Origin of the sequence: Micromonospora sp. WMMD735, from assembly GCF_049178995.1 — a bacterium.
In the GTDB taxonomy this organism is placed as follows: Bacteria; Actinomycetota; Actinomycetes; order Mycobacteriales; family Micromonosporaceae; genus Micromonospora; species Micromonospora wenchangensis.
On the sequence record NZ_JBMHMJ010000002.1, the window covers coordinates 4,286,849 to 4,300,197 of the forward strand.

A 13,349-nucleotide genomic window follows, 5' to 3' on the forward strand; every position below is an offset into this window, starting at 1 on the left:
GGCGCTTCCGGAAGATCCGAAGGAGTACGCAATGAGCGTCGTCGAGCAGGCCCGGCGGGCCCGGGACGCGGCGGAGGCCCTCGCCGTGGCCACCCGTACGGTCAAGGATGCCGCGCTGCACGCGATGGCCGACGCGCTGGTGACGCGTACGCCGGAGATCCTCACCGCGAACGCGGCGGACCTGGCGGCCGGGCGGGAGGCCGGGCTGAGCGCGGCCGTGCTGGACCGGCTCGCCCTCGACGCGCCACGGGTGGCCGGCATCGCCGACGCGCTGCGCCAGATGGCCGCGCTGCCCGACCCGGTGGGCGAGGTGGTCCGGGGTTCGACCCTGCCCAACGGGCTGGAGCTGCGGCAGGTGCGGGTGCCGTTCGGGGTGGTCGGGATCATCTACGAGGCCCGGCCGAACGTGACGGTGGACGCGGCCGGCATCTGCCTGAAATCCGGCAACGCGGCGCTGCTGCGCGGGTCGTCCTCGGCCGCGCACTCCAACGCGGCGCTGGTGGCGGTGCTGCGCGACGCGGTGGCCGGGGCGGGCCTGCCGGCCGACGCGGTGCAGTTGCTCGACGCCGCCTCCCGCGATTCGGTCAAGGAGCTGATGCGGGCCCGGGGCCTGGTCGACGTGCTGATCCCGCGCGGCGGCGCGTCGCTGATCCGCACCGTGGTTGAGGAGTCGACGGTGCCGGTGATCGAGACCGGGGTGGGCAACTGCCACGTCTACGTGGACGCCGCCGCCGACCCGGCCAAGGCGGTGGCGATCGCCCTGAACGCCAAGACCCAGCGCCTCTCCACCTGCAACACCGCCGAGTCGTTGCTGGTGCACGCCGACGTCGCCGACGCGTTCCTGCCGGCGGTGCTGGCCGCGTTCGCCGAGGCCGGGGTGACCGTGCACGGCTCGCCCGAGGTCGCCGCGTACTCCCCCGCCGTGGTGGCCGCCACCGACGAGGACTTCGCCACCGAGTATCTGTCGGCCGACATCTCCGTCGCCGTGGTCGACTCGCTCGACGCGGCGGTCGCGCACATCCGCCGCTACGGCACCGGGCACACCGAGGCGATCGTCACCGACTCGCAGGCCGCCGCCCGGGAGTTCGTGGCCCGGGTGGATGCGGCGGCGGTGATGATCAACGCCTCCACCCGGTTCACCGACGGCGGCGAGTTCGGCTTCGGTGCGGAGATCGGCATCTCCACCCAGAAGCTGCACGCCCGGGGCCCGATGGGGCTACCCGAGCTGACCTCCACCAAGTACGTGGTGACCGGCGACGGCCACCTGCGCTGAGCCAACCCGCCCCGGGCCACGCCCGGGGCCGGGGTCACCAGGTGACGGGCTCGTCGTCGGTCGGCGGGACCGGCCGGGCCCGGCGCACGACAGGTGAGCCGGGTGGCGTCACCGGCGAGCCCGTCGGGGCGCCCGGGGAGCCGGGCGGGGGGACCGGGCCGATCGGACGGCAGGCGCGGATCGCGGTGAGCGTGGTGTGCACGTCGAACTGGTGGCCGTCGTCGCTGTCCCAACCGCCGTCGCTGCGTTGGGTCTCGGCGAGCCGTCGGCGGGCCGACACCAGCACCCACTGCTCCTCGCCCACCTCGACCCGGCGCAGCGTGGCGGCCAGGGCGGCCACGTCGGCCGGGGAGAGCTTCGGAATGCGTTCGGCCAGCACCGCCTGGATCCGGGCCGACTCGTAGTAGAGCTGCTGGCGGTGCAGCACGGCCGCGCTCAACCAGCCGGCGGCCAGGAACGACGGCCAACTGCCGTCCGGAGCGAGCTGACCGGCCAGGGCCTGCGCCGCCGCCTGCACCACCCCGGCGTACGCGCCGCCGACGCGGTGGTCGAGCGGGCCGGCGGCGCGGGCGTCCCGACCGGCCACGCTGAGCCAGAACGCGGCGTTGGCCGAGAGGTAGAGCCGGGCCTCCGGGTCGCCCGGGGTGGCCCATTCGGGGGCGCTGCCGGCCAGCCTCGGGTCCTCGTCCCAGCCGCCGTCGGGCAGTTGCCGGGCGGCCAGCCAGTCCAGGGCGTGCCGGGCCGCCGGCCGGCCGAGCGCGCCGAGGTCGTCCAACTCGGCGAGGCGGAAACAGGTGGCGTCGATGGACGGCACGTCACCGCCGAGCAGGGCCGGCCAGCCGCCGTCGGGGGTCTGCCCGACCTCGGCCGCGTCGAGCAGGTCGGAGGGTACGGGCGCACCGGTGCGTAACCGGGACAGCCGGGCGCGATCCACCGCGTCGCCGTGCGCCACGACGAAGCCGACCGCGGCATCCAAGTCCACCACAATGCTGACGCTACCGGCGCGAACGCGATCCCGCCTCGGGGAATCGGTCGGGGCCGGGGACGGTTCGGCACCGCCCCCGGCTCCGGGCCCAGGTCAGTACGCCGGCAGCGAGGGATCGATCTGCTTGATCCAGGAGAGCACCCCGCCCTGGACGTGCACCGCGTCGCGGAACCCGGCCGCCTTGAGCGCGGCGAGCGCCTCGGCGGAGCGGACCCCGGACTTGCAGTGCAGCACGACCTGCTTGTCCTGGGGGAGCTTGGCCAGCGCCTCGCCCGAGATGATCTCACCCTTGGGGATCAGGGTGGAGCCGGGAATCCGGACGATCTCGTACTCGGCGGGCTCCCGGACGTCGACCAGGAAGATGTCCTTGCCGGCGTCCTGCCACTCCTTGAGCTCGGTGGCGGTGATGGTCGCGTCGACGATCGCCTCCTGGGCCGCCTCGGAGACCGCGCCGCAGAAGTCCTCGTAGTCCTCCAGCAGGTCGGTGACCGTGGGGTTCTCCCCGCAGAGCACGCAGTTCGGGTCCTTCCGGACCTTGATCTTGCGGTAGCTCATCTCCAGGGCGTCGTAGACCATCAGCCGGCCGACCAGCGGCTCACCGATCCCGGCGAGCAGCTTGATCGCCTCGTTGACCTGGATCGACCCGATCGACGCGCAGAGCACGCCGAGCACGCCACCCTCGGCGCAGGACGGCACCATGCCGGGCGGCGGGGGCTCCGGGTAGAGGCAGCGGTAGCAGGGGCCGTGCTCGGCCCAGAACACCGACGCCTGGCCGTCGAACCGGTAGATCGACCCCCAGACGTACGGCTTGCCGAGCAGCACCGCCGCGTCGTTGACCATGTAGCGGGTGGCGAAGTTGTCGGTGCCGTCGACGATCAGGTCGTACTGGGCGAAGATCTCCCGGACGTTCTCCCGGTCCAGGGCGGTGTTGTGGATCTCCACCTGGACCAGCGGGTTGATCTCACGGATCGACGCGGCGGCGGACTCGGCCTTGGACCGGCCGATGTCGGAGACGCCGTGGATGATCTGGCGCTGCAGGTTGGACTCGTCGACGGTGTCGAAGTCGATGATGCCGAGCGTCCCGACCCCGGCGGCGGCCAGGTACATCAGGGCCGGCGAACCGAGCCCACCGGCACCCACACAGAGCACCCGGGCGTTCTTCAACCGCTTCTGCCCCTCGACCCCCACATCGGGGATGATCAGGTGACGGGAGTAGCGACGGATCTCGTCAACGGTCAGCTCGGCGGCGGGTTCGACGAGCGGGGGCAACGACACGGTGGACTCCCCGGTGATCGGCAGATGGCGAACCGAGCCATTGTTGCTCGGACGACCACCCTTCGGCCATGAGCAGTGACACCCCGTCCGACATGCGGGAGCGGGAATATCTCAACTGCCGGGTACGAGATCGCCGGAGTAGAGCGAGCCGTCGACGTACGGCCAGGCGTTCGCCACGCAGCCGTCCAGCCCGTACGTCTGCTGCTGCATCACCGGAGCCGGCTCACCGTGGCCGGGGCATGCCTGGTGTTCCTCGCCGAGTTCGTGCCCCACCTCGTGGTTCACCACGTACGTCCGGTAGACCGCCAGGGGTGCGCCGTAGTCCGGCACCGCCTCCATCCAGCGGGCCAGGTTGATGACCACCCGACCGGGCAGCCGGCAGGAGGTGTAGCCCTCGGTGTCCAGCCCACCCTCGGCGCACATCCGCTCGGAGGTGGCGGGGGTGGCGAGATAGATGGTGAAGTCGGCGGCGGCGATCTCCGGCACCCGCTGCAGGCGCAGCTCGCCGGAGCGGATCCAGCTGTTCGGGTCGCCGAGCGTGGCGTCGACGGCGGCGGCGAACGCGGCCACGTCCTGCCCGGTGTCCTGCTCCACCTCGATCCGGTAGCGGTGCAGCGGGCCGTCGAAGCCGTACACCTCGGAGCGGCCCTCGGCGGCGGTGAAGCGGCCGGGTCCGCTGCGCGGATAGGCGACGGTGGTCCGCTCCGCGCGTACCCCGTCGGGCAGCCGACCACCGCCGGCCCCGTCGGCCACCCGACCGGCGACCTGCTCGGGGCTGCCCGGGCCGCGCTCCGGTTGCAGGGTGACGAACCCGCCCACCCCCGCGCCGAGCAGGGCCAGGCCGAGCAGGACGGCCCGCCGTCGCCGACGGCGCATCCGGCGGCTGCGGCGCGGTCCGACACCCGGCTCGCCGTGCCGCCACGCCGAGCGCGGGTCGACGTGACGCGGCCGGGCCCGGTACGGCTCGACGTGACGCGGGTACGCCTCGATGGTGCGCGGTTCGGCCGGGTGCGGCCCGGCGTGACGCGGGTCGGCCCGGTACGGGTCGGTGTGGCGCGGGTCGGGCCGGCCGGCGGCCGGCGGCTCCGGGCGCTCGGCGGACTCGGTGCTCACCTGGCCAGCATGGCAGACTAATCGGGCATAAACCCGCTATTGCCGCAAACTACGAGAATATGTTTCACTTCTCCGTCGACCGTCCGACGGCCGGCATCCGGCCCGGGCACCCCCGCCGGGAGTTCAGAGCGCCGGGCCGGCGTACCGACGGCCGTTACGGTACGGCCACGGGTTCGCCGTGCACCCCCGCAGGAACAGCGACTGCTGCTGCATCACCGGCGCCGGCCGGCCCGCCCCCGGACACCCCTCGTGGCGGTGCCCCAACTGGTGGCCCACCTCGTGGTTCACCACGTACGTCCGGTAGACCGGCAGGGGCACCCCTGCCCGGACGAAGTGCGGCACCGACGTCCGCCACCGGTCCAGGTTGATGATGACCTTCCCCGGCGCGCGGCACGACGTGTACGGCACACCACCGACCCGGATGTCCACCCCCCCGGCCCGGCACAGCCGCCCCGCCGTGCTGCGGGTCGCCAGCAGCACCGTGAAGTCGGCCGGCGCGTCCCCCGGCACCCGGCGCAGCCGCAACCGGCCGCCGTCCACCCAGCTCCCCGGCCCGGCCAGGGCCGCCTGCACCTGGTCGGAGAAGGCCCGGACGTCCTCGCCGGAGCCGTCCTCCACCGCCACCCGGTAGCGCCGCAGGCCGCCCGAGCGGCCGAGCGTCGACCCGGCCCGGTCGTCGTAGCGGAAGGTGCCCCGGCCGGTCACCGGCACCGGACCGGACAGCGCCAACGGCGGCACGGTCGCCGCCGGGACCACGGCACCGGCCGACGCCGACGCCGGCGGGACCGCCCCGACCCCGCCCGACGCACCCACCGGCCCGGCCCCCACGACCGGCCCGCCACCACCGAACGATCCGCCGTCACCGAACGAACCGGTGGCACCGAACGAACCGGCGGCACCGAAGAATCCGGCGGGGCCGGACGGTCCGACGACGACACCGGACGCGCGTACGCCGGGCGGACCGGACGGACCCGGTGCGCGAGTGGCGCTCGTCGGGCCGCCCGGCGTCACCGCCGGACCGGCGAGCGGCCGGCCGGCAGCCGGCGGCGGGGTGGTGACGGCCAGCCCGCCGGAGGTCACCACCAGCAGCAGGAGCACCAGCACCGTCGGACGCCACCGGACGGTGCCGGACGCCGGCCGCGGGAGCCGGATCGGACGCGGGCCACGGGAGGGGAGCGCAGACATCCGGCTCAGGATGCCACGCCGGGACGCCACCTTCCGTCATCGCCGGACCCCGGCGCGTCATCACCGGACAGGGTCACGGGACGTTGCGGCGACGGGCCCGGCGTCGACTCGGCGAGCAGGTGCAGCACGGCGCGGGCCACCGTACGCGGCACCTCCAACTGGGCCACGTGCCCGACACCGGCCAGCATCATCAGCCGGCTGTCCGGGATGACGCGGGCGGTCTGCGGGGCCACCCGGACGTCCACCAGCCGGTCCTTCATCCCCCCGACCACCAGCGTCGGCGCTGCGATGCCGGCGGCGATCCGCCACAGCGACTCCGGCCCCGGCAGGTACGACCGCAGGAAACTGGCGACCAGCCCCCGGAAGGTGCGGACGTACGCGGCGGCGTAGTGGGGTGCCTCGTAGCGGACCCGGATCTCCTCCAACGCCTCCTGCCGGCGCTGCTCGCTGATCCGGCTCAGGTCGGCCACGCACGCCTCCATCGCCTGCTGGGCCATCACCTCCGGGGCGAGCTGGGCGAGCCGCCAGGCGGCCAGCCGCTCGCCGCGCGGGATGGCCAGCAGCGGCAGCATCCGCCCCTGCAACGAGCGGCCGAAGTTCAGGAACGGCAGCGCCGGGGAGATCAGCGTCAGGGTACGCACCAGGTCCGGCCGGCGACCGGCGACGTACACCGAGACCGCGCCGCCCAGCGAGTTGCCGAACAGGTGCACCGGGCCCCGCCCGGAGTGCTCGATCCAGCGCACCACCCGGTCGGCGAAGGCCGGGATCGTGTACCGCAGCCCCGGCTCGCTGCGCCCGAAGCCCGGCAGGTCGATCGCCTGCCCGTCGAGCCGGTCGGCGAGCAGGCCGGCGAGGTCCGTCCAGTTCTGCGACGAACCACCCAGCCCGTGCACGTACAGCGCCGGTTCCGCGTCCGGGCCGGTGGCCGGGGTGTCCCGCACGTAGGTGACCGTGCCGTCGAGGCGTACCGGCCGGCCGGGCCAGGGCGGGGGCAGCCGGTGCGGGGGCAGGTGCTCCTCGGGCCAGAGGGCGGCGCGTTTCATACCGGCAAGTGTTCCCGTTCCGGCCCCGTACCGACAATGTGACGGGTCAGGCGAGCAACGCCTCCAGGCGACGGTTGACCGCCGCCAGGGTCGCCCGCACCACCGCCTGGCGCGGGTCACCGGAGACCAACGCCGACCCGGCCAACTGCTCCACCCAGCCGTCGCAGACCAGCAGCACCACCACGGTCGCCACCTCGCAGTTACCGAACGGCACCACGGCCGCGTGCTCGACGAAGCACCGCCCCCGTTCGGCGGTGCGCTCGGCGTGCCGCAGCAACTCGTCGACCGCCGCCGCGGCGGCCACCGCGCACAGCCGCAGGACGTACCCGTCCACGGCCGGGCCGGTGGCGTGCCCGGAGGCCGGCTCACCGGCGGTGAGCAGGCGTACCTCGACGTTGGCGTCCAGGCCGAAGGTGCTCACCTGGACGTGGTCGATGACCACCCGGGGCCCCGGTACGCCGCCGGTGTCCAGCGGTCGCGAAGGCGCGGTCTCCGTCGTGGTCATCTGCCCGCCCGAGTACGACGCGTTGAGCGTCGCCGGGCTGCCGGTGGGCGGCAGCCCACCCGGGAGGGTCTCCTCCACGCTGGCCCGTCCCCGGTGCGGGGTCGACTGCCGGCGTCGCCGCGGCACCCCGGACACCGTCGGTGACTGCTCGGCCGGCGGGTCCTCGGCGTCCCGCGCCGGGCCGCCGGTCGCCGCGTCGGTGCGCGCCCCGGCCGCCGGTGGTTCCGTCGCCGGCCGGGCCGGATCACCGGCCGGCCGCTCGGCCGCCGGGGTCGGCAGTCCGGCGGTCGGCTCGACGACGCGGGGTTCACCGGTACGGCGGCGCATCGGCGGCGGCACCGCGGCGCTCGGCTCACCGGACAGACTCTGCGGTGCGGCGGCGAGACCCATCCGCTCCTGGAGCAGGCGGGCCACCATCCGGCTCACCTCAGCCGGGTCGGCCCCGTCGGACAGGTCGAGCCGCAGGCTGTGCGCCCCGGCCGGGGTACGTCGCAGCGCCGCGTCACGGACCCCGGCCACCTCACGTACGGCATCCAGGATCGCGTTGACGTCGAAGCCCTCGGGGCGTTCCCGCAGCGGCGCGGGCTCGTCGTCGCGGCGCAGGTGGGTGGCGATCCGGGCGAGTTCCGGGGTCTCGGCGGGGGGCTCCACGGCTGGCGGCTCCGGCACGACGGGCACGTCCGGTTCGGCGGGGACGCGCTGCGGCAGCACCGCCGTGCCCCGGTCCGGTCTCCGTCCGTCCACCACCGGCTCGGTCGTGGTCAGCGGGTCGGGCGCGGATCGGCGGGCCGCGTAGGGGGGCGCGCTCGTCGGGGCGGGCGCTGCGGGGATCTGGTCCAGGCGGCGTGGCCCGCTCGTGGCGGGGGCACCGGCGGTGGGGGCGGGCTCCGGCGGGTGGCCGGGCAGGTCGGTGGGGGCGGCCGGCTCGGTCGGCACCGACCGGAGTCGGAACGGCTGGTCGGCGCGGACGGCCGGGGGGGTCGCCGGCCGGGGCGACGGTTCGTCGCGCGGCAGCCGGAACGGCTGGTCGGCGCGGACGGCGGCGGGCAGCGTGGCGGCCCGTTCCTCGCGCAGGCCGGTGGGCTCGTCGCGGGTCGGGGGTGGCACGGCACCCGGCTCGTCCCGACCGGCGGGCTCGTCCCGGGGCGGGGACGGCGGCCCGGCCGGCACGTCCCGGGGTACGGGGGGTGCCTCGGCGGCTCCCCCCGTCGACCAGCCGGGCCGGTCGGCGGGGTGCAACCGTTGCGGCGCGGGCGGCTCGACCGGCGACCGGTCCCGCTCGCCGGGAGCGGACCAGGTCCGCCCGGCCGGCTCGGCGTAGGTCCGCCCGGCCGGCTCGGCGTAGGTCCGCCCGGCCGGCTCGGCCCAGTCCCGCTCGGAGCGGTCGACCCAGTCCCGCCCGGACCGCTCGGACCAGTCCCGCCCGGCGGGGTCGACCCAGTCCCGCTCCGGTCGGGTGCCCCGCTCGGACCAGTCCGGACCGGGCCGGTCGCGCTCGGAGCGGTCGGTGGGTTCGTGCCGTTCCGGCCGGTCGGCGCGCTCGTCCCGGTTCGGCAGGGGGTGTTCCCCGGTGTGCCCGGACCAGGCGCGCTCGGGATCGTCGACACCGGGACGCCCCGGGGCGACCCGCTCGGCGGCCGGCCGTTCCCGACCGGGCCGCTCCACGGCGGGCTCCGGCAGGGCCGGCGGGGTGACCGGTTCGGTGCGGGTCAGCTCGTACGGGCGGGGCACCTCGGAGCGCACCGGCTCGTACGGCCGGGCGGGCTCGGCACGCACCGGCTCGTACGGGCGGGCCGGCTCGGCACGCACCGGCTCGTACGGGCGGGCGGCCTCGGCCGACCATTCCGCCGCGCGTTCGGCACGGGTCCGTCGGCCGGCGGGGGGTTCCTCGTCCCGCGACCAGGAGGGTGCCCAGGTCCCGCCCCAGCTCGGCCGGTTCCAACTCGGTCCGGACCAGTCCGGCTCGTCCGGCCCGGCGGTCGCCCGGCGCTCGCCGGGCGTCGGTTCCCCGCCCCGGCGCTCGGCACCGCGCGCACCGACGCCCCGGGGGTCCGTCCCGGGCGGCCCGGTGCCGGCGGTGGGTTCGGGGCGGTCGGTCCCGCGTTGCCCGACCGGCCCGGCGAAGCGGTCGCGGGGGTCCTCGCCCGGGGCGGAACCGGCCCCGCCCCGCTCGGGGGCGTGGAAGCCGGGGGGCACCTCGAAGCCGGAGGCTGCGGTGCCCACCGGGGGGACCTGCACCGCGGGTGGGGCCGAGGTGGGCAGGTCGCCTGCGGGCCGGTGGACCGGCCGGGGTGCGGCGGGGTCGTCGGAGGCGTGCCGGGCGGCCTCCGGGTCGGGCGGCCCGGTCGGGGACGTCGGCCGGGGGGCCGGCACGACCAGCCGGTCACCGTCGGTGACCCGGGGATCGACCCCGGGGTGACCCGGCCCGCCGGGCGGGGCGCTCACCGGGCGACGCAGCGGGGCCGGGAAATCCGGTGCCGAGTCGTGACCATTGCGGTGGGCCCGACCGTTGCGGGGTGCCTCCTCCTCGGCCGGCGGGGTGACGAACGGCGCAGGTAGATCACCGTGCCGCGCCGGCTGGCCGCCCCAACCCCCGGCGGGGTCGGGTCGGTTCCACGGCGACCCGGCCTCCCGGTAACCCGGGGCGTCGCCGCCGCCGGACCACCCGGTCGCAGGTGCCCACCCACTGGCGGAACGGGCCAGGTCGTCCTGCTGACCCGTCCCGTCGCCGTGCTCTCCCGGGGTGGCGGCACCGGGTTGCCCTGTTTCACTCACCGCGCGCTCCTTGGTCGCCCCCGCTGAGGCTACCGTGTGGTGACAGTGGCGATAAGTTACAGCGGCGGGCCAATTCCGGGGCCGGGGTGAGTGCCCTGACCGGTACGGGGTAAAAGTGCCGGCTGGAATGACGAAACTCGGAGGTTCCCATGACCGCTGTGGGGAACGGTGCGCAGACTGCCGGCCGGCCCACCCGGCTGCCCCGTTCGGCACGCCGTAAGCAGCTACTCGCGGCGGCTCAGGAGGTGTTCGTGGCGCAGGGGTACCACGCCGCCGCCATGGACGACATCGCCGAGCGGGCCGGGGTTTCCAAGCCGGTGCTGTACCAGCACTTCCCGGGAAAGATGGATCTGTATCTGGCGCTGCTCGACACGCACTGTGACGCCATCGTCGCCAAGGTGCACGACGCGATGCGCGGCACCAACGACAACAAGGAGCGGGTCGGCGCGTCGGTGCGGGCGTACTTCGACTTCGTCGACCACGAGAGCGAGGCGTTCCGGCTCGTCTTCGAATCCGACCTGCGCAACGACCCGGCCGTGCGGCAGCGGGTCGAGCGGGTGGAGCAGGGCTGCATCGCGGCGATCACCGACACCATCATCTCGGACACCGGGGTCAGCCGGGCGCACGCCGAGCTGCTCGCCTCCGGCCTGGTCGGTGCGGCCGAGACCGCCGCCCAGTTCTGGCTGGCCGGTGGCCGGCAGGTGCCGAAGGCCGAGGCGGAGGCGCTGGTCGCGGCCCTGTCGTGGCGGGGCATCGCGAGCTTCCCGCTCCAGGGTGAGTCGGCCTGAACATCCGGCCCCGAGATCGGATAGCCTTCCGATCGGCGGCTATCTCGCCCACCTGAGGAGGCACAGTGGAGGTCAAGATCGGCGTGCAGTACGCGCCGCGCGAGCTGGTTCTGGAGAGCGCGCAGTCGCCGGCCGAGATCGAGCAGATCGTGACCGACGCCTTCGCCAAGGCGGAGGGGACGCTCTCCCTGACCGACGAGAAGGGTCGACGGGTCATCGTGCCGGTCACCAAGGTCGCCTACGTCGAGATCGCCGAGGCGTCCGCCCGCGCGGTCGGTTTCACCGTTCGCTGAACCGGTCCGACCCTGCGGCGGGTGCTGCCCGCCGCAGGGCGACCCGGTGACGCGGGTCACATTTTTCACCCCTGCCGAAAAGCCGGCCATCCAGGTCAGGGGCGTGTACCCACCCGCTCGGGTAGGATGAGGTAGTTGCCGTGGGCGCCGATCTGATCGAAGTCCCGCTCACGGCGCGCGTGCGGCCCGGTCTGACACGGCGATTCTCCGCCGTCGATCGCGCGGCCCACGCCATACCGACCGCGCCCTGAGGACACCACGGGGCGCACCACGAGAGGGCACCCCCAGATCCAGATGAGCGAACAGATTCTCGACCAACTGGAGGGCCAGGAACTGGCCCCCACCGCCCCGGTACGCCCGGAGGCCCCCACGTTCGCCGCACTCGGCGCGCGGCCCGAGACCGTCGAGGCCCTGGCCGCGGCGGGCATCACCCGCGCCTTCGCGATCCAGGAGTACGCGCTGCCGATCGCCCTGCGCGGCACCGACCTGATCGGCCAGGCCCCCACCGGCACCGGCAAGACCCTCGGTTTCGGCGTCCCGCTGCTGGAGCGGGTCTTCGCCCCGGCCGAGGGCAGCGACGGCGTGCCGCAGGCCCTGGTCGTCGTACCCACCCGCGAGCTGGGCATCCAGGTCGCCAAGGACCTCGCCGCCGCCGGCCGTACCCGGGGCGTCCGGGTGCTGCCGATCTACGGCGGGGTGGCGTACGAGCCGCAGATCGACGCGCTGCGCAAGGGCGTGGAGATCCTGGTCGGCACCCCGGGCCGGCTGATGGACCTGCAGAAGCAGAAGCACCTGCGGCTGGACCGGGTCCGCGCGCTGGTGCTCGACGAGGCCGACCGGATGCTCGACCTGGGCTTCCTCGACGACGTCGAGAAGATCCTGGCGATGCTGCCGGAGGACCGGCAGACCATGCTCTTCTCGGCGACCATGCCGGACCCGATCGTCACCCTCTCCCGGCGGTTCCTGCGCCGGCCGGTGACGATCCACGCCGGGCACACCGCCGAGACCGGCCCGTCCCCGCAGACCCAGCAGCTGGCGTACCGCACCCACTCGATGAACAAGATCGAGATCGTGGCGCGGATCCTCCAGGCCGAGGGGCGCGGGCTGACCATGATCTTCACCCGGACCAAGCGGGCCGCCGACCGGGTCGCCGAGGACCTCGACTTCCGGGGCTTCGCGGTGGCCGCGGTGCACGGCGACCTGGGCCAGGGCGCGCGGGAACGGGCGCTACGCGCGTTCCGGGCCGGCAAGATCGACACCCTGGTCGCCACCGACGTGGCCGCCCGGGGCATCGACGTCAGCGGCGTCACCCACGTCATCAACTACGACTGCCCCGAGGACCAGGACACCTACACCCACCGGATCGGTCGTACCGGCCGGGCCGGGGCGACCGGGGTCGCGGTCACCTTCGTCGACTGGGACGACATGCCCCGGTGGCGGATCATCGACAAGACGCTCGGCCTCGACATGCCCGAGCCGCCGGAGACCTACCACACCTCCCCGCACCTCTACACCGACCTGGACATCTCACCCGAGATGACCGGCACCCTGCCGACCGCCGAGCGGACCCGCGCCGGGCTCTCCGCCGAGGTCGAGGAGGACCTGGGCGGGCGGCCCCGCCGGGGCGAGAGCGGTGGCCGGGGTGGCCGGCGCGGCGAGAGCCGGGGACGCGGCGAGAGCAGCGGGCGGGGCGGCGGACGCGGTGACCGGCGTCGGGCCCGCCCCGACTCCGACGCGCCGGACGCCACCGGAACGCCCGTGGAGGCCGCCGAGGAGGGCACCCGTACCCCCCGCAGCCGGCGTCGTCGCCGGGCCGGCGAGGTGGTCGGGGGCGAGTCGACCACGGTGACCACCGGCGGGTCCACCGACACCGCCGCCGGCCCGACCGGCGAGCCCGCCGTCGCCGCCGCCGGGTCGGCCACCGAGGGTGAGCCGGGCCGGCCGCGTCGCCGCCGTCGGCGGCGCGGTGGGGGCGGCTCCGGCGCGGACGCGCCGGCCGAGGCCACCGCCGACTGACCCGACAGCACCGACGACATCCCCCGGCCGTCCGACGGTCCGGGGGATGTCCCGTCTGCGCCGGTGGACACGTCGCCCCGGCGGCCCCACGCCCTACC

General features: G+C 75.2%; 9 protein-coding genes and 1 pseudogene. 4 read left to right on the forward strand and 6 right to left on the reverse strand.

The genetic code is table 11. The annotated features are described in order from the left end of the window. Positions 1-31: 31 nt before the first annotated feature. A complete protein-coding gene (locus ACN268_RS18370; RefSeq protein WP_421484252.1) occupies positions 32-1,273 on the forward strand; it encodes a glutamate-5-semialdehyde dehydrogenase in 1,242 nt (413 codons plus the stop codon). A gap of 166 nt (positions 1,274-1,439) precedes the next feature. Here ACN268_RS18370 and ACN268_RS18375 read toward each other — a convergent pair. The 6 genes and pseudogenes from ACN268_RS18375 to ACN268_RS18400 form a co-directional block, all read right to left on the reverse strand. Continuing rightward, positions 1,440-2,261 (reverse strand): annotated as a pseudogene (locus tag ACN268_RS18375) (hypothetical protein); the annotation flags it as partial. Positions 2,262-2,351: 90 nt separating this feature from the next. After that, on the reverse strand, positions 2,352-3,533 hold the full coding sequence (gene moeZ / locus ACN268_RS18380; RefSeq protein ID WP_204924813.1) for an adenylyltransferase/sulfurtransferase MoeZ: 1,182 nt from the start codon (positions 3,531-3,533) through the stop codon (positions 2,352-2,354). Positions 3,534-3,644: 111 nt separating this feature from the next. After that, entirely contained in the window at positions 3,645-4,646 is a 1,002-nt protein-coding gene (locus ACN268_RS18385; RefSeq protein ID WP_421484253.1) for a DUF3152 domain-containing protein, read from the reverse strand. Between the two features lie 123 nt (positions 4,647-4,769). Next, positions 4,770-5,831 (reverse strand): DUF3152 domain-containing protein, encoded by a 1,062-nt coding sequence (locus ACN268_RS18390; protein ID WP_421484255.1) that lies wholly within the window; start codon positions 5,829-5,831, stop codon positions 4,770-4,772. Positions 5,832-5,836: 5 nt separating this feature from the next. Beyond that, positions 5,837-6,874, reverse strand: a complete 1,038-nt coding sequence (locus ACN268_RS18395; RefSeq protein ID WP_421484257.1) for an alpha/beta fold hydrolase — start codon at positions 6,872-6,874, stop codon at positions 5,837-5,839. Positions 6,875-6,920: 46 nt separating this feature from the next. After that, positions 6,921-10,154, reverse strand: coding sequence for a hypothetical protein (locus ACN268_RS18400; RefSeq protein WP_421484259.1), 3,234 nt, complete (start codon positions 10,152-10,154; stop codon positions 6,921-6,923). A gap of 149 nt (positions 10,155-10,303) precedes the next feature. Here ACN268_RS18400 and ACN268_RS18405 point away from each other — a divergent pair, with 149 nt between their 5' ends. The 3 genes from ACN268_RS18405 (at position 10,304) to ACN268_RS18415 (ending at position 13,251) form a co-directional block, all read left to right on the forward strand. Then, complete coding sequence (locus ACN268_RS18405; RefSeq protein ID WP_091242199.1) at positions 10,304-10,942, forward strand: TetR/AcrR family transcriptional regulator; 639 nt, start codon at positions 10,304-10,306, stop codon at positions 10,940-10,942. Positions 10,943-11,007: 65 nt separating this feature from the next. Next, entirely contained in the window at positions 11,008-11,235 is a 228-nt protein-coding gene (locus ACN268_RS18410; RefSeq protein ID WP_088644741.1) for a DUF3107 domain-containing protein, read from the forward strand. A gap of 294 nt (positions 11,236-11,529) precedes the next feature. After that, positions 11,530-13,251 (forward strand): DEAD/DEAH box helicase, encoded by a 1,722-nt coding sequence (locus ACN268_RS18415; RefSeq protein ID WP_421484261.1) that lies wholly within the window; start codon positions 11,530-11,532, stop codon positions 13,249-13,251. The last annotated feature ends 98 nt before the right edge of the window (positions 13,252-13,349 follow it).

Coding starts and splice junctions, on each gene's coding strand:
- ACN268_RS18370 (WP_421484252.1), top strand. CDS start 32: ATGAGCGTCGTCGAGCAGGCCCGGCGGGCCCGGGACGCGGCGGAGGCC.
- ACN268_RS18390 (WP_421484255.1), bottom strand. CDS start 5,831: ATGTCTGCGCTCCCCTCCCGTGGCCCGCGTCCGATCCGGCTCCCGCGG.
- ACN268_RS18395 (WP_421484257.1), bottom strand. CDS start 6,874: ATGAAACGCGCCGCCCTCTGGCCCGAGGAGCACCTGCCCCCGCACCGG.
- ACN268_RS18405 (WP_091242199.1), top strand. CDS start 10,304: ATGACCGCTGTGGGGAACGGTGCGCAGACTGCCGGCCGGCCCACCCGG.
- ACN268_RS18415 (WP_421484261.1), top strand. CDS start 11,530: ATGAGCGAACAGATTCTCGACCAACTGGAGGGCCAGGAACTGGCCCCC.